At 59.0% G+C, this 16,996-nt stretch carries 15 protein-coding genes; 1 reads left to right on the plus strand and 14 read right to left on the minus strand.

The genetic code is table 11. The features are described from left to right. From EL335_RS01425 to EL335_RS01480, 12 genes are all read right to left on the minus strand, one after another. On the minus strand, positions 1 to 1,245 hold the full coding sequence (locus EL335_RS01425) for an O-antigen ligase family protein (protein WP_126443901.1): 1,245 nt from the start codon (positions 1,243 to 1,245) through the stop codon (positions 1 to 3). Then, complete coding sequence (locus EL335_RS01430) at positions 1,242 to 2,378, minus strand: glycosyltransferase family 4 protein (protein ID WP_172599990.1); 1,137 nt, start codon at positions 2,376 to 2,378, stop codon at positions 1,242 to 1,244. Before EL335_RS01430 ends, EL335_RS01425 begins: the two co-directional genes overlap by 4 nt. Before the next feature lie 8 nt (positions 2,379 to 2,386). Next, positions 2,387 to 3,016 (minus strand): methyltransferase domain-containing protein, encoded by a 630-nt coding sequence (locus tag EL335_RS01435; RefSeq protein WP_126443903.1) that lies wholly within the window; start codon positions 3,014 to 3,016, stop codon positions 2,387 to 2,389. Next, the gene (locus EL335_RS14265; RefSeq protein ID WP_172599991.1) at positions 3,013 to 3,585 is read right to left on the minus strand and encodes an acyltransferase; all 573 of its coding nucleotides are present in this window, start codon (positions 3,583 to 3,585) and stop codon (positions 3,013 to 3,015) included. Before EL335_RS14265 ends, EL335_RS01435 begins: the two co-directional genes overlap by 4 nt. Before the next feature lie 30 nt (positions 3,586 to 3,615). Then, on the minus strand, positions 3,616 to 4,587 hold the full coding sequence (locus tag EL335_RS01445) for a glycosyltransferase family 4 protein (protein WP_172599992.1): 972 nt from the start codon (positions 4,585 to 4,587) through the stop codon (positions 3,616 to 3,618). A gap of 78 nt (positions 4,588 to 4,665) precedes the next feature. Then, positions 4,666 to 5,781, minus strand: coding sequence for a glycosyltransferase (locus EL335_RS01450; protein WP_126443905.1), 1,116 nt, complete (start codon positions 5,779 to 5,781; stop codon positions 4,666 to 4,668). Continuing rightward, positions 5,778 to 6,782, minus strand: coding sequence for a glycosyltransferase family 4 protein (locus EL335_RS01455; RefSeq protein ID WP_172599994.1), 1,005 nt, complete (start codon positions 6,780 to 6,782; stop codon positions 5,778 to 5,780). The genes EL335_RS01450 and EL335_RS01455 overlap by 4 nt, the downstream gene beginning before the upstream one ends. Positions 6,783 to 6,784: 2 nt before the next feature. Continuing rightward, the gene (locus EL335_RS01460) at positions 6,785 to 7,507 is read right to left on the minus strand and encodes a class I SAM-dependent methyltransferase (RefSeq protein ID WP_126443907.1); all 723 of its coding nucleotides are present in this window, start codon (positions 7,505 to 7,507) and stop codon (positions 6,785 to 6,787) included. Continuing rightward, positions 7,485 to 8,642 (minus strand): glycosyltransferase family 4 protein, encoded by a 1,158-nt coding sequence (locus EL335_RS01465; protein WP_126443908.1) that lies wholly within the window; start codon positions 8,640 to 8,642, stop codon positions 7,485 to 7,487. Before EL335_RS01465 ends, EL335_RS01460 begins: the two co-directional genes overlap by 23 nt. Continuing rightward, complete coding sequence (gene msbA, locus EL335_RS01470) at positions 8,639 to 10,420, minus strand: lipid A export permease/ATP-binding protein MsbA (protein WP_126443909.1); 1,782 nt, start codon at positions 10,418 to 10,420, stop codon at positions 8,639 to 8,641. The genes EL335_RS01465 and msbA overlap by 4 nt, the downstream gene beginning before the upstream one ends. Continuing rightward, on the minus strand, positions 10,417 to 11,487 hold the full coding sequence (gene rfaQ, locus EL335_RS01475; RefSeq protein ID WP_284155402.1) for a putative lipopolysaccharide heptosyltransferase III: 1,071 nt from the start codon (positions 11,485 to 11,487) through the stop codon (positions 10,417 to 10,419). The genes msbA and rfaQ overlap by 4 nt, the downstream gene beginning before the upstream one ends. A 286-nt stretch (positions 11,488 to 11,773) precedes the next feature. Beyond that, positions 11,774 to 12,886 (minus strand): glycosyltransferase family 4 protein, encoded by a 1,113-nt coding sequence (locus EL335_RS01480; RefSeq protein WP_126443911.1) that lies wholly within the window; start codon positions 12,884 to 12,886, stop codon positions 11,774 to 11,776. A 122-nt stretch (positions 12,887 to 13,008) separates the two neighbouring features. Between EL335_RS01480 and EL335_RS01485 the strand changes: the two genes are divergently transcribed. Continuing rightward, positions 13,009 to 13,752: a glycosyltransferase family 2 protein gene (locus EL335_RS01485; protein ID WP_126443912.1), complete on the plus strand. Its 744-nt coding sequence runs from the start codon at positions 13,009 to 13,011 to the stop codon at positions 13,750 to 13,752. Here EL335_RS01485 and EL335_RS01490 read toward each other — a convergent pair whose 3' ends face one another. Both EL335_RS01490 and thiC read right to left on the minus strand, forming a co-directional pair. After that, complete coding sequence (locus tag EL335_RS01490) at positions 13,753 to 15,153, minus strand: chloride channel protein (RefSeq protein WP_126443913.1); 1,401 nt, start codon at positions 15,151 to 15,153, stop codon at positions 13,753 to 13,755. Then, positions 15,131 to 16,969 (minus strand): phosphomethylpyrimidine synthase ThiC, encoded by a 1,839-nt coding sequence (thiC, locus tag EL335_RS01495; protein ID WP_126443914.1) that lies wholly within the window; start codon positions 16,967 to 16,969, stop codon positions 15,131 to 15,133. Before thiC ends, EL335_RS01490 begins: the two co-directional genes overlap by 23 nt. Positions 16,970 to 16,996: the final 27 nt, after the last annotated feature.

The raw sequence follows: 16,996 nt of genomic DNA on the forward strand, positions 1-16,996 counted from the left end.
TCAAGACGGTTGAACTCTGGCTCGATCCCTCAAGGCGAGATATATCGCGAAGAGAAGCACTGCGAGCCAAACATATTCATGATTCCAAGGAGAGCCGACGAGCCCGTTCAAAACGGGCAAGACGAGCCCGCCAAAAGCGCCCCACCACTTCCAGTCGATTTTCCCGGCGAAGGCGTCCCTTGCCATGCGTTTTGCGAGCGACAGCAGAAAGAACAGTAAGACGATTAAACCGAGAATACCCTGTTCGACGTAACGAGTCAGGAACATGTTGTGGGCATGAGACAAATTCCATGCCTGCTCATCGACTTGCCCGGGAAGGGCCAAAGAGCCTCGCTTTGTCGAAAGCATGTGGTAATTCCTTGGCCCGATCCCCAGCAGCGCATTGTCACCATGCTTGATCCAAGCCACGGCAATCTGCCAGCCAGCGACGCGCAGTCGATCGTTGGCCGAAATCTTTCCTTCGAGTATCAGTTCGGCAAGTTCGGTCGCTTTCGCCTCAAAAGTTGCCCGAATCTCCTTTGGCATCATTGTGGGCATGATGAGGATCATCAGGAAGATCGCCATCATCAGCCCTAAAGCTCGAGTGCGGAAACGGATGGAGAATCCGATCCAGAGACAAAAAATGATGCCGATCACGACCGCTCGGCTATGAAGAAACAAAACCATCATAAACAAAAACAAGGCCGCGGTCGCCCAGACGAAACGCGCGTAACCGGTTTGCTCCTGCGCGAAGCCTATTGCCAATAACAAAGAAATTCCCAGATAGACCGCAGCGCGGATTGTTCCCGGGATGCCGGGCAGCGTGAAGGGGCGATGATCCACAAGGTGCGCTACCAAGCCAAGCATGGCGGCGATCATTGCCCCGATGACAGCTGCCTGCGCGAATCGCCGCAGCCAAACCTGGTCATAGCCTCCATGGCGGATACCATAAAAGAGCGTGAATAGTGCAGCAGCTTCGGCAACGCCTTGCATGCGACCGGAAGGCGAGGGCCAGCCGAAAAAAGTACTTAGCGCTGCCGAGACAAGTAAGCCGGCCATTGCCCAATCGATCGAGTCCAGTTCGTTCAGTATCTTGCGACCGGTGATCAGCAGACGTAGCAAAACCAGAATTGCGAGCAAGGCTGCTAGGCCTGTGGCCGGCTGACGTTCGACATTGGGAGCGAGTAGGCAAAGGGCAATCACCAGCCCGCCCGCCCCTTTGCCGAGCATGCCATCCAGCCATTGAGGTTGCAAAGAAAGCTTCATGAAAGCCGTTTGGCGGCAACGAATCGATAAACGTCCAAAGTCTTCTGGATTTGTTGCGCGAAGGTCAGATGTGCGAGCGCATATTCTCTGGCATGCCGTGCCATTTCGGCAGTCTGTTCCGGTTTTGCAAAACAGTCCTGCAACGCTCGTGCCAAAGCATCGACGTCACCTGGGGGTACGACCCTGCCGGTTATACCGTCTTGCACCACTTCGGTCAGCCCGCCCGCCGCAGAGCAGACCACTGGCGTGCCTACCAACATTGCCTGGGGCATGACCTGGGAGGTAGCCTCGTTTTTCAGCGACGGCAGCACGCAGACATCCATTGCTTTCATGCAGTTTGGTATGTCTTCCCGGTGGCCGGCAAAGCGCACACGTTCGGCAAGTCCCAGCTCGGCAGCCCATTGGGGCAAATGCTCACGCAAAGGGCCATCGCCGACGACCAGCAAACGCAAATCGGGGATGGCAGCGAGGCTGCGAGCGCATGCTTCGAAGAGCACGCGATGCCCTTTCCAGCTACGCAGCACGGCAACGATGCCAACCACCGTCGCATCGCCCAAGCCGAATTCATTGCGGACGGACATGCCATCCGCATCCGGGGAAAAGCGCTGTGGGTCTGCTCCTGCCGGAATGGAAAAATGTTTCGTGCCGTGACAGCCGCAAACCTCGACCAGATGATCGCGTATGTGCCGACCGCTGGAAATCACCGCATCCGGGAGCCAGTCATAGACGAGTCGGGCATTGAAACCAGGATGGACCAGCGAAGAAAGATGCCTGCTGCGCACTACGGGTATGCCGAAAAAGCGACCGGTGAGACCGCCGCACCAGCTGTCGATAGAGCTATGGGTATGGATCAGAGAAAATCCTCCATTGCGAACGATCCGGCGCAAACCGAGAATCGTCACTGGATCGACCCGAGTGGCGAAAGGTAGGTAATGGACGCCGATGCCAGCTTTGCTGGCCTCTTGCCCGATACGTGACCCCTCGCGACAAGCGATCTCCATCGGCACGCCGAGTTCGCGGAATGCTTTCATCTCGGCGATGATGCGAATTTCCTGCCCCCCCCATCCCATCGACCATTCGGTATGGAGAACGCGCAAAGAGCCTCCTGCTTCCTGGGCAAGATTATGCGTCATCGGGATACTCATTTCGCAGGGGTTGCCTCAAGCAAGACTGTGCCGGCGAAATCGATATCCAAATAACGATGCAACAAAATGCCAATATGCAGGCGAAACCAGCGGCGCAGCAAGGCATCGTTATAGATCCGGAAAATGCTAGGTAGGGCGAATCCAGCCATCATCATCAGACCGCCGAGTTCTTCGTATTTATAGGGTGTTTTATGGGTGATATCACCCCAGTATCGATGTGGATGGTAGAGATTCGGGGTGCCGATGAGCAAACGGCCATGGGGACGTAACAGACCGTGCAGCTTGTTCAGTAGATTCAGTCCTTCCGCGGGGGTCAAATGTTCGATGAGCTCGAAGGCATAGATGCAGTCGAACGAGCAGTCGATGTCTTCGATCCGGTAATAATCCTGCTGCGTGGCGCGGTCGATATCCAAGGAACGATATTCGATATTTTGATACAAGGCTTGCAGGCGTCTGCCGAAGCGCCGATCTCCAGCGCCGACTTCGAGTACGCGCATATCATCTGAAACGATCTCGAATAAGCGATCAGTCTCTTTTTTGACCAAAGGGATATCCCAGATGCTTGGGTATTTCTGTCTTACCCTTTGGCGATGAAGATATAGTTCCGACCAGGAATCGAAGCTCATAACCCACTTCTGTTGCGAAAGCCAGCGATTTTTGCGGGAACGCCATAGGCAATGGCATAGGCTGGAATGTCACGAGTGACGACGGCGCCGGCACCGATCACGGCGCCATCGCCGATGCTGACGCCATCAAGGACAACCACTTGGGTAGCGAGCCATACATCGTTGCCGATACGGATGCCTCGTCTCTCGCCCCCCTGTTCGCGCATCGGCAGATCGGCTCGGTTGAAGCGATGATTCTCCGGGATGCATACGACATGGGAAGCGATCATGCAGTCTGTGCCGATTTCAAGATTGCCGTGACCGTAGAGAATGCAAAAAGGACCGATTCCAGTGCGATTGCCTATTTGCACTTTGCCACCGCGCGACTCTATGATGGTATAAGGTCCTACCGTTACTTGATCGCCAAGCCAAATACTCCCCTGTCGGCAATTCATCTCGACCAGGCGACCAATTCTGCAGCTTGAACCAATGGCGACATTCTCACTGCCGCGGATGATGGCCGAGGATGAAATGCGGGCGCCAACCTTCCATGCTCGCCACCAAAACTTGGGATGACTCAAAATCAACATTGAGAAAAGGTAACGCTCAAAAAGCCAGTATCAGTGAGCTGGGCGATAATTCGCGTCCAATGCGTCAAACAAAATATTATGCCAAATGGGGATCGCGGACTCGAGGCTGTAAGACTCTTGCACGCGCAATCGGGCAGACTGACCCATGTGCTGGCGTTTATCGACATTGCCGCACAGAGCGACGAGGCATTCAAGCCATTGCTCAGCGGTGGAAACGCAAAAACCATCGATGCCATCGCGGACGATGTCAAGGTTGGCGCCTACCGCAGAGCAGATCACGGGGACACCGGCAGCCATGTACTGTATGGCCTTGAAGCCGCATTTGCCGCGCGTCCAGGGATCATCGGGCATTGGCATCAGCCCGATGTCCATGCGCAAGATATCAGCGATTTCTGTAGCCTCCGTCCAGCGGCGGTTTTCGACCGGCACGCCGGGCATTTCCAAGTCTCGATCCGAGACGACCAGCAGCCGGACGTCGAACATGGAAGCCAGTCTTTTCAACACACTCCCCAAGTCGGAGAGATAAGGATGGTTGACCGAGTGGCCAATCCAACCGACGACGATCGGCTTTGTTTCTTGATGAATTTTGGCCGGATAACGATGGCTGTCCAACACGGTGGGAAGATGTACTACGTTTTTGGCATATTGGGCGGCATAATGCTGCAGATAACGATTACCGGCGATGACTGTTTGCGCGCAAGACAAAACATGGTTGAGACGATGTTCTACTCGCTGTCGCGTGAAGCGTGAGCGATCGTTCGCTGGCGAAGTGAAAATTGCATCGTCGAAATCGAACAACAATGGCCTAGCGTAGGCAAGCCTGTCGATCCACGATACTGGCAACAAGCGTTTTTGAATGAACACGGCACGGGAATCCTGAGCCATTTTTTCTAGCGACGATTTCTCGTCGAGCGATGCGAATAACCGGCCGAGGCCGGAACGAGGCAGCTTAGGCGGTAGATGCACGGCATAGGAGATACCGAGTGCTTCGAGCGCCGGCAAGAATTGGAGTAGCCGATAGCGGCTGGAAGCACCTTGAGGCCCAGAGATCGGAAGGAAAAGAACATCCTGCCCCATGATCTAGCTTGAAATCTTGCCATTTGCCAAACCCCCATAGATGTCCGCCATGCGCCTGAGCATTACCTCTAGGGAGTACGATTGGGACACCAATGCATAACCACGGGCTATTTGAGCGCTGGCCAAGGAAGCATCTTTGAGCGCTCCGTGCATGGCGTGGCAGAGGCTATTGGGATCGTTCGGTTGCGCCATGAAAGCAGTCACCCCCTCCTGGGCAACCTCGCTGATCCCGCCGACACGCGTGGCGACGACGGGCACGCGCGCGGCATGCGCTTGGAGAATCACTTGTGGCACGCCCTCGCTCGATTTCGAGGCGAGCACCAACGCATCCAGTTCGGCGAGCAGCTGGGGTATGTCGCGGCGAAAGCCAGCGAATACGATCCTGTCGCGATGGGAAAGCATGGCATGTTGCGCTTCCAATCGAGGTCGCAGCGGACCATCGCCGGCCAATACGCACCAGACATCGGCACGCTGACTCAACAGGCGCTCGCAGGCATCGAGAAAGGTGTCGGGCCCCTTGTCGCCGCGCAGGATCGAGATCATACCAATGAGAGGAACATTCTCCGGGATGCCAAGTTCGCGGCGCACCATACCGGTGCGTTTGGCCGAAGAAAACTCGGTGACGTCGATTCCGGTGGGAACCGATACGATCTTCGCAGCATCGATGCCGGCCTCGATCAAGCCGGCGCGAATCGATTCGCTGGTCGTCACGATCATGTCGCACAACGCGCCATAAACCAATTGACCGATGCGATGGCGACGGATGGGGTTTGCGACATGGCGCGAACGCAGCGTGGCGATGCCCAGACAGCGCGCGACCAGAAAGGCGTTCCAAGCGTCGCGTGAGCCGTGTGCATTGACTACGTCGATCCGTTCGCGTTGCATGAACCGCCATAGTATGGCCATGCTGACTGGGTCGAAACGATTATGCAGCGGTAGAGAAAAAGCGCGCAGGCCGCGGCGTTGGGCCTCAGCGAGAATGGCAGAATCATGCCTGGCTGCGAGCCAAGATTCGCAGCCGAGCGGTTCCATGCGTTCCATTTCGAGCAGAATCCGCAATTCCTGTCCACCCAGGTTCATGGAGGATTCGGTATGCAAGATGCGCAACGGCCGCTTCATTGCAGGCTATCTTCGATCAAGGCAGCGTAGCGGCGCAGATATTCATCAAGCGAGTAATCGCTTTCCGCCGTTTTTCGTGCCGCTCGGCCAAGACGTTCACGCAATCCTGCATCGGCCAGGAGATCGCGCAGGCAGGTATACCATTCTGCGGCAGTGGCAGCCAGCAGCCCATTTTCACCATGGCGCAGGATGTCATTGTTGATGCCAACCGGCGATGCGACCGCCGGCAAACCGGCGGCCATGTACTGCAGTAGTTTGTAGCCGCCTTTCCCTCGCGACCAAAGCGTATCGGCGAGTGGCATGATGCCGATATCGAAACCATGCAAATCAGTGATTTCTTCTTCGGCGCTCCACGGCTTGAAATCGAGGGGCACGCCCGGAATCTCGATACTGGCATCGGCGACGATGCGCAACTGCATTTGCGGGAACTCCTGCGCCAGCTGGCTCAGTATGCCACGGAGCGGAACGAGCTGCTGCAGATTTCCTTTGGTCCCAATCCAGCCAATGGTGATGCGGTGGGAAGATGTATGGCAAGATTTCGCAGGCATCCGACTGGTGTCGACCGGTGTCGGCATGACAGCTACGCCTTTGTCGTCTGCGGGTCGTGCTGCCGAGGCGAATTCGGCGAGAAAGCGATTTCCGGCGACGACCTGTTGGCTTGCCGCGGCAATGGCCATGAAGCGGACGAAGAATTTGCCGCGGACGGTTTCGCTGCGCTCGAGCTCATGAAACATGACGGCATCGTCGACATCGAAAACGATGCGTGGGTTGGCCATCTTGAGGAGGCGGGAATAACTGACCGGAAAAAGTTTCTTCTGGAGCACGATGCAATCATGGCGGCGTGCTACTGCCAACAAGGCCAGGCGACCAGTCACGGTAGTGGGCACTTTGCTGAGTGTGGTTGCGTGACCGGCCCGGCGTAGTGCCGCAGCAAGCGGTAGCATGCGCAGGCGAGTGCTGGGTTTGGTGCTGTCGAGAACGACGAAGAGGATGCGCGCCATGCTCAAGCTGCTTTTTGGCAAACTGCGTACTGAAGTTCGAAAAGGCCCCATTTGCGGGTGCCGGCAAACGGATCGGCGAAGAGAGAGAGCAGATTCGTCGCGATGCGCAAGAGTTTGGAGCGGCGTGATAGCTCCCCCCAGAAAACGGGATGGGATCGATGAAAATCGGCATTGGCGAACACGCTGCGGATCAGTGCCTGGAATTCGTTCGGAAACCATTCGACGACATGCAGGCGATCCATTGGTTTTTCGCTCAGGCGAATGGGGGTCGAGATGACCGCCCAGCCACCAGGTTTGAGCAATCGATGGATTTCGGCCAGAAAACGATCGGGATGCTGAACGTGCTCGATGACGTCCGAAGAGATGAGGCCATCGAAACTGGCATCGGCAAAAGGCGTGGCGTAGCCGCTCGCGGTAAGGAGAATGGCCTGACTGCCCTGTGTGAGATGGCGTTTTCGGCCCAGCACGATGGCTTCGTGGGTGGGATCGATACCCACGACCTGCGCTCCATATTGGGTGAGCCAGTAAGCAAATGCTCCGTCGCCACAACCGAAATCGATGATTCTTTTTCCGGCTAGGCTCCCGGCATGCGTTTCGAAAAGGTCGATGCAGTGGCGATAGCGTGAGCGCACATAGGCGCTCATGTGTAATGGGTTACGCGACATCTGGCGCCAGTGGTAATCGCCGCGTTGGCGATACTTGTCATAGACGATTTCTTTGCTCATTCGGGGTCATTCCTCCTTGGCCGAGTAACCGACCATAGAGCTTCGTCACCGCGGTGACATGTGCCGCCATCGAGAAGCGCTCTTCCGCTACCGCTACACAGCGTCGAGCGTATTCGATGCGCTCGCTGGCATCGAGGCGCATCGCCTTGTCCATGGCGCGGACGAGAGCGGCGTGGTCGTCGGGAGGGACGAGCCAGCCGGTGCTGCCATCATCGATCATGTCCGCTAGGGCGCCCACGCGGGTGGCGATTACGGGAACGCCGGATGCCATCGCTTCCATCACGGTGCGTGGAAACGATTCCCGCAAAGAGGGCAGCACGAGACAATCCGCCGCCCACAGCACAGACGCGACGTCCTCGGTGGCGCCATGGAGCCTCACAGTGGAGCGTAACGCTGAGTCGGCAGCAATAAGAAGCTGCAGCTCGTCAAGCGCATCACTTTCGACCGGGGCACCAACGATGAGGAGTCGCGCGTGGGCTGCCTGTGCAAGAAGAGCGGCGAACGCTTTGATGGTACGTGCCTGCCCCTTGTTTGTTTCGATACTGCCAATTTGCACAAACAAGAAATTATCCGGCGCCAGCCCCAAGGCTCGCTTGGCGTCCTCGATCGGCATCTGCCGCCGGAAGTTTGCAAGTTCCACTCCATTGAAAATGCGGACGATCTTGTCTGGGCAAGCGAAATAGTCCGCTTGCTCCCTGGTGAGTACGACGATTTTGTCAGCCAGGCGCAGGATCCAAGGGCGCTGCCGTTTCATGCGCTTGTCTTCGATAGGCTCACGAATGTGCCAAACGACGGGAATGCCACACCACTTGGCTGCTAGCGCGACATATTTTGCAAACGGCACTGCCGAGTTGACATGGGCAAGGTCGATACGGTTACGACGGATCAAGGCAATCGTGTCGCGGATCAGGGGCCAGCGTAACCAACCCCTACGCTTCACTACCTCGCTGGGCATATCCTGAGAACGCAAATCGTCGAGCAAAGGGCCGTCTTTGCTGAAAACGAAGAAGGGTTCGTAGCCGAATTCGGGCAGGCGTCTGCCCAGTTCGACGAGACTGATGGCAGAGCCGCGCCGACTCGCATGGTGGGAGGCCATCAGGATTTTGGGAAAAGAAGAGTGCAGCGACACGCTCATGCCTCGGCCCCGGCTTTTTCCTCGCTGTGAAACTGTATGTCATAGAGTTTTTTATACTCCCCGCCAAGTGCGATGAGCTCATCATGGGTGCCGGCTTCGACGATGCGACCCTTTGCTATGACGAGGATGCGCTGGGCACGACGCACAGTGGACAGGCGGTGTGCAATCACCAGTGTGGTCGATTGTCCCATCAATGCTTCGATGGCGGCTTGCACGTAGCGCTCGGATTCTGAATCGAGTGCCGAAGTAGCTTCGTCGAGAAGCAGAATGGGCGCTTTTTTCAGGACGGCGCGGGCGATTGCCACCCGCTGCCGCTGACCGCCGGAGAGGCGGACGCCTTTATCGCCGATCTGGGTATCGAAGCCATTGGGCAAGGCTTCGATGAAACTGGTTGCATGAGCGGCATTGGCGGCCATGCGAATTTCTTCCATAGTGGCGTTGGGGTTGCCGTAAGCGATATTTGCCGCCACCGTATCGTTGAAAAGAAAGATGTCCTGAGAAACCAGAGCGAAGCGTCGGCGCAATGCAGCGAGCGTCATCTCACGGCTATCTATGCCGTCGATCAAAATCTGGCCGGAGTAATCGTCGTAAAAACGCACCAGAAGATTGAATAAGGTTGTCTTGCCACTACCCGAAAGGCCCACGATGGCAATCATTTCGCCTGGACGGACGGAAAAACTGATCTCGTTGAGGGCGGGTCGGCTGGTATGCGGATAGCTGAAGCTCACCTGGCGAACTTCAAGGGAACCGGATCCAAGCGGTGGGTCGAGTCTGCCTTGGTCGCGCTCGGCAGGTTCGTCGAGCAAGGAAAAAACACTCTCTGCTGCTGCCAGACCCCGTTGGAGAGGCATACTGAGACCCGCCAGACGTTTTGCCGGGGCAAGCAGCATCAACATCGCAGTGATGAACGAGACGAAGGCGCCGACACTGGTCAAATCCCGGTGTGCTTGATGGACGGCAATCCCGACGACGATTGCCAATGCCAACGCCGCAATCAGCTGGATCAGTGGCATCAGTAGCTCTCCAGCTACAGAAATGCGCATGTTGAGACCACGGAAATACTCGGTGTCGCGCCGGAAACGTTTGTTCTCGATCTCTTGAGCAGAATGAATTTTGATGACCCTATGTCCTTCTGTTGCCTCTTGCAGCCCTTGGGCCATGTCTCCATACGAGGCGAGCAAGGAACGAGACAAGCGACGCATACGCTGCGAAAAGTAGCGCATCGATACCAGCACCAACGGGATGATCAACAAACTGACCAGCGTCAGATTCCAGTTCAGGTAGATCATCCAGGCGAGTAAAGCAACGATCGTCAGCGAGTCACGCACCAAAGTGGTTAGAACGGTAGTGGCGGCTGCACTCAGGCCATTGACATCGTTGGTGACACGCGCAACGATGCGCGAAGCGGGATTGGCATCGAAGAAAGTCGTCGGCAGGCGTACGATGCGGGCGAACATCGCGCTGCGCAAATCGGCCGTGATCCGATGGCTGAGCCAGTGCATGCAATAGCCACCCAAGAAACCGAACAATCCGCGCAGTGCGACGACCCCGATGATCGCCAAGGGATATTTCCACCAGGCCTGTGGATCGTTCGCACCCAGATTGCCATCGAGCAGTGGCTTCATCAAGGCCGGGAAAAGTGGTTCCGTAGCAGCTGTCAGCGCCATGCCGATCACCGCGGCGACGAGCATTCGCCAGTAGGGTCTGACATAGCCGAGCAGGCGCAGATACAGGCCAAGGCTCGATGTGCCGGAGAGGGAGTGATCGAAATACTTCATGCCGTTTTTTCGAGCAAGTCATGGACAGCGGCAAGGACCTCTGCTGCAGAAATGGCTTCGAGACATTCGGACACTTTGCCACCGCCACAGCCATCGAGTCGGCAGGGGCGACAGGAAAAGGATGCGGTCAATACCCGATGCGGGACTTGCCAAGGTCCCCATTCATTTTCGTTCGAGGGGCCGAACAGGGCTACGACTGGCGTTCCCACGGCGGCGGCCAAATGCATTGGCGCTGAATCGACACAGACGGACAGGCGGGCTACCTCAATCAGGGCGCCCAATTCTTCGAGCGTGAGCTGGCCGGATAGATCCACGGGGAGCTGGCGACATTGGGAGAGGATGTCAGCGACGAATGTCTTTTCGCGTTCGCTGGGAGCGCTCGTCACGACGGGCTGAAAGCCCTCTTTGGTCAGGGAAGAAATCAATTCGGCGAAACCTGCGGCGCTCCAGTTTTTGAACATCCAACGGGAAGCTGGATGGATATGGATCAGACGTTCCTTTGCGACACCCTGCGTAGTCAGCAGGGCCATCACGCGCTTGCGTGCTTGCTCACTGGGTTGAAAAATCAACCGGCGTAATTCTTTCGGTGGTTTCCAGCCCACGGCTCGCAGGGCGTCGAGATGGCATTCGACCGTGTGGCGATTGCCCAACGGAGGGAGTGGGGCAAGATGGGTGAAGGATCGCCGCCAATAAGCCGGTGGTGGATGCAAGGTTGGCAGGAGGGCGACGCTCAGTCGTGGACGCAGGATGCGCACCAGCCAGGCACCGCGCCAATGATCGGTGAGATGGATGACCAGATCGTAGCCGCGTTGACGCAACCGACGCAACAGGCCCAATTCGGCCTTGGTCTGGCCCAGCAAACCGAGCTTTTTCCATTGCCGATCGATGGTGTGAATATGGGAGATATCGCTGTGGCCAGCCAGCATGGGCAGGGTGTCGGCATAGACAAGCGCATCTACCTCACAATGCGGAGCAATCTCCTTCAGTGTGCTGAATATGGGGCTGGCAAGCAGCACATCACCATGATGGCGCAATTTGATCACCAGCACCCGACGCAGCTCGGACAATGGAATTGGCTGCACGTGGGGCACCGATGCGGCAGGAAAGTGATCCATCGGTCAGGTATGGCAGTTTTGAACCCAGATTATCCATTGAGAGCGGGCTGATGCGCCATGAGCATTCGATACGGTCATTTCATCGCCCTACACGGCGGCTTTCGGTCTGCGGGCGGCATCTTCGCGCCCCCGCGTATCGCCAGACACTGTTATTGGCTCATCGCGGGGACGCAAACCTGCTCGCCCTCGCCTTCGAAACCCGCTCGTGTTCCAATGGACAATCTGGGTTGAACGTTGATTATACGAGGGCCTTGGTGATGCCCAGCGAAGCGTATAAGGCAATGAGCCTCTCCGTCATGGCAGCGAAGTCATTGGCAGCTACGGCCTCGCGTGCCGACGTCGGGGTATTTGGCTCGGCGGCGCGCGCGAGCATGTGTTCTAGTACGGGTGCCCAAACATTCCCTGGTGACGAAGCAGGCACGAGTGCACCATTAATGCCGGAGGTAAGCAACTCGGCCGCGCCGCAATTTTCCGTCGTGACCACCGGCAGCCCGCAGGCCAGAGCTTCCAGCGCGGCGTTCGGCAGCGGGTCGTAAATCGTCGGTAGGCAGAAAAGATCGGCCGCGCCGTAAAACGGGCGCACATCGCTTTGCGCACCCAGGAAACGCACCCTGTCGGCGACGCCGCAGCGCATGGCCAGTCGTTGGTAGCGCGCTTCATGCTTGTCGCGGCCGACGATCCAGGCTTCGGCGCTGCGGGTATCCATCTGCGCGAGCGCCTCGATCAGGGTCGCCACCCCTTTTCGTTCATAGCCCGAGCCGACGAAGAGGATCACGGCTGCCGTCTTTCCAGCGCCGACTTTCGCGCGCACGGCGGTGCGATGTTCCTTGCGTAGCCCCGGATGGAAATGCCGGGTGTCGACGCCGTTGTAGATGACATGGAGTTTGTCTGCCGCTTCTGGAAAGCGCTGCGCGATGTCGTCTTTCACCATGCGCGAGTTGCAGATCACGGCGCGCAAGTCGGGATGGCGCAACAGCGCCGCCTCGGCAGCCAGCGTATAGCGATGCCAGGGCGCAAGCCGCCAGGGTTTTCCGGATAGCTCGAGCCAGGTGGCATGCACGCCGTCACCGGCGCGGTAGATGTGGCAGCCGGGGATGCGTTCATGTGATTGCACCAGGTCGTATTTTCCGGCGCTGATGATCTTTTGCACGCAGCGCGCGAAACTCCAATCGCGCCAGGTGCGGCCGAGATAGAAGGGATCACAGAGAACGCCCGCGGTGTCGCCTCGCCATTCGCGCGCGATGACCTCGACCGCCACGCCTTGCGCGCGCAGCGCGTCGAGCGCGCTCGCGACGAAACGCTCGGCGCCGCCGAAGGGGGTGTATTTCTGCCGCACGATCGCGAGCTTCATGCAAGCGCCCCATCGATGCATGACGTTTTAGAGAATTCTCGGCGCAGCTTGATGACGAGCGCCCGGCGCAAGGCTGCCGGCTCGAAGGGTTTGGGCATGTGCGCATTCTATAGAATGTCGCCATGACCCCTATTTCCGCTGTGGTGATTACCCGCGATGCCGCTTCGCAACTGGCGAAGTGCCTCGATTCGCTCGCCTTTTGCGATGAAATCCTCGTCGTCGATTCCGGCAGCACGGACGGCACGATCGAACTTGCCCGGCGCCGCGGTGCCCGCGTGATCGAAACGCATTGGCGCGGTTTTGGAGCGCAAAAGCAATTCGCCGTCGAGCAGGCGGCCCACGACTGGGTGCTGTGCGTCGATGCCGACGAGTGGGTCAGCGGCATCCTCAAGGACAGCATCTGTGCCGCGCTGGGTGCGCCGAGTTTTCCCGCTTACCGTTTCGCCCGCTGCAATCGCTTCATGGGCCGCTATCTGCGTCACGGCGAAGGTTATCCCGACTTGAGCTTGCGGCTCTTCGATCGGCGCCATGCCCACTGGTCGAGTGATGCGGTGCATGAACGCGTGGTGGCGGACGGCCCGGTCGGCGTGCTTGCCGGCGATCTGATGCACGATTCGGCCGAATCGCTGGAGCGCTATCTGGAAAAACAGAACCGCTATTCGAGCCTCGCCGCGCAGGCCCAGCTTGCGGCGGGAAAGAAGAGCTCGCTGCTTCGCCTGGTCGGCTCGCCGCTCATCCGTTTCATCAAATTTTATGTTCTGCGGCTAGGCTTTCTCGACGGCCTGCCGGGACTGGTGCATATCTCGATTGGCTGTTTCGCAAGCTTTGCCAAGCACGCCAAGATGCTCGCTGCCGCGCGTCGCTGATCAGCTTGGCGGCGCGTGGCGGGGCGCGGTGCCCATCATGCGCTGCGCCAGGGTCTGATAGAGCGGCGGACAGAGGGCGCGCGAGACGGCCGAGGCGAGCAGCGAGGCGAGCATCAGGTCGATGACGATGCCGTAGCCGCTGACCATCTCCATGACGATCACGAAGGCGGTGATCGGCGCTTGGGTAACGGCGGCGAGGAAGCCGGCGGCGCACAGCACCAGCACCGTGCCGCTGTGCAGTTGGTCGGCGAGCAGGCCGGCGATGTTGTTGCCGATGCCGGCGCCGATGGCCAGGGAGGGCGCAAAGATACCGCCCGGAATGCCGCTGGCGTAGGAGATCAGCGTCGCGAAAAACTTGTCGATGCCGAAATGCCAGGGCAGCTGCGCATTGCGTTCCAGCAGGTTGCGCGTCTCGGTATAGCCGGTGCCGATGCTGCTGAAGTCGGAAAGATAGCCGATCAGCGCGATCAAGAGGCCGCAGACCGCGGCATACCGGATTGGATGGAGGCTGCGGTAGCGGTTGAAAAAAGACCCCTCGCGGGCGCTGACGGCCAGCATCAGACGGGCGAACATGCCGCCGGCCAGTCCGCAGACGAGGGCGATCGCGACCACCCAGACCATCTGCAGGTTGCTCTTGAGGCCCGTGTAGCTGACCCAGCCGAAATAAGCGCCAGCACCGAAAAATGCCTGCGAGACGACGCCGGCGATCACGATCGCGACGATCAACAAGCCGCTCATGCGCTGTTCGAGACCATGATTGAGCTCCTCGATCGCGAACATGATGCCGGCGATCGGTGCATTGAAGGCTGCGGCGATGCCGGCTGCCCCGCCGGCGGCGATCAAATGACGGCGCTGGATGTTGAGGCTACGGTGCAATAGTCCGTCGAGGCTGTTCATCACGGCCGCGCCGACCTGCACCGTGGGTCCTTCCCGGCCCGCGGAAAAACCGGCGAACAGCGCCGCTGCGCCGAGCACGATCTTGCCGAAAGCGATTTTTAGCGATAGCAGCGGTTCATGGCCTGCCGGTAGCTTGCTGTGATGGATCTCGACGATCGCTTGCGGAATGCCGCTGCCCTCCGCGCCACGGAACCAGCGGCGCGTCATCCAGACGACGAGGGCGCCGCCGGTCGGGCCGATGAAAAGCGGCCACCACCAGAATCTGTCGTACAGGGTGTGAAAGCCGCGCACGGCACCTTCGGCCATTTCGGCGAACAGCACGGCCAGCAGGCCGACGCAGACGGCACCGCCCCACAACAGCAGGCGGCTCGTCCATAAGCGCAGATAGGCGGTGCGCCAGCGGCGCGACTGCTCCCAGCGGGTGATGAGGCTAGCGATCGGGGCTGGGGCTCGCGATGTTCCTGGCGGAGCAGGTCCGCCCTCAGGCGTTGCGATAGACCTCACCTCCCCGTGCGACGAACTCGATGGCCTTCTCCTTCATGCCCTGCTCGGCATATTCTCGCACGTCCTGGGTGATCTTCATCGAGCAGAAGTGCGGACCGCACATCGAGCAGAAGTGGGCGAGTTTCGCGCCCTGCTGCGGCAGTGTCTCGTCGTGGAATTCACGCGCCTTGTCCGGGTCCAGGCCGAGGTTGAACTGGTCTTCCCAGCGGAACTCGAAGCGCGCCTTCGAGAGCGCATTGTCGCGCGCCTGGGCGCCCGGATGGCCCTTGGCGAGATCGGCCGCGTGCGCGGCGATCTTGTAGGCGATGATGCCATCCTTGACGTCGTTCTTGTCCGGCAGGCCCAAGTGTTCCTTCGGCGTCACATAGCAGAGCATCGCCGTGCCATACCAGCCGATCAGCGCCGCGCCGATCGCGCTGGTGATGTGGTCGTAACCGGGCGCGATGTCGGTGGTGAGCGGCCCGAGGGTATAGAAAGGCGCCTCCTTGCACCATTGCAGCTGCAGCTCCATGTTCTCCTTGATCATGTGCAGCGGCACATGGCCCGGGCCTTCGATCATCACCTGCACATCGTGCTTCCAGGCGATGTCGGTCAGCTCACCGAGGGTCTTGAGCTCCGCGAGCTGCGCCTCGTCGTTGGCGTCGTAGATCGAGCCGGGGCGCAGGCCATCGCCCAAGCTGAAGGCGATGTCATAGGCCTTCATGATCTCGCAGATATCCTCGAAATGCGTATAGAGGAAGTTCTCCTGGTGATGAGCGAGACACCACTTGGCGAGGATCGAGCCGCCGCGCGAAACGATGCCAGTGAGCCGCTGCGCCGTCAGCGGGATATAGCGCAGCAAGACACCGGCATGGATGGTGAAGTAGTCGACGCCCTGCTCGGCCTGCTCGATCAGCGTGTCGCGGAACAGTTCCCAGGTGAGTTCCTCGGCCTTGCCGTCGACCTTTTCGAGTGCCTGATAGATCGGCACGGTGCCGATCGGCACCGGCGAATTCCTCACGATCCATTCGCGCGTCTCGTGGATGTTCTTGCCGGTGGACAGATCCATCACCGTGTCGCCACCCCAGCGGATCGCCCAGGTCATCTTGTCGACTTCTTCCTGGATCGAAGAAACGATGGGGCTATTGCCGATGTTGCAGTTGATCTTGGTGAGGAAATTGCGGCCGATGATCATCGGCTCGGATTCGGGATGGTTGATGTTCGCGGGAATGATCGCCCGGCCGCGCGCTACTTCGTCGCGGACGAATTCGGGCGTGATGACCTTGGGGATGCTGGCGCCGAAGCTCTGTCCGGGATGCTGGGTCCGCAAAAGCTCGGAGAGACCTTCGAGCCGCTGGTTCTCGCGGATCGCGACGAACTCCATCTCGGGCGTGATGATCCCCTGGCGCGCGTAGTGCATTTGCGTCACGTTTCTGCCGGGCTTGGCGCGGCGCGGCAGGCGCTGATGCGCCATGCGCAAGCTGGCCAAGGCTGGGTCGGCCAGCCGCGCGCGCCCGTATTCCGAGGTCTGCGCCGGCAGCCTTTCGGTGTCGCCCCGCTCTTCGATCCAGCGCTCGCGCAGCGGCGGCAGCCCCTGGCGCAGGTCGATCTTCACCGTCGGGTCGGTGTAAGGGCCGGAACAGTCATAGACGTAGAGCGGCGGATTCTTCTCGCCGCCCATGCTGGTCGGGGTATCGGACTGGGTGATTTCTCGCATCGGCACGCGGATGTCGGGCCGCGAGCCGGTGACATAGACTTTTCTCGAGTTGGGGAGGGGCTGGATCGCCGCGCCGTCCACATGGGCTTCGGCAGCGACGAATTTGTCGTTTGCGTTCATGCAATCTACTCCAAGGGTGAAGCTGCG

This window comes from Sulfuricystis multivorans (genome assembly GCF_003966565.1).
In the GTDB taxonomy this organism is placed as follows: domain Bacteria; phylum Pseudomonadota; class Gammaproteobacteria; order Burkholderiales; family Rhodocyclaceae; genus Sulfuricystis; species Sulfuricystis multivorans.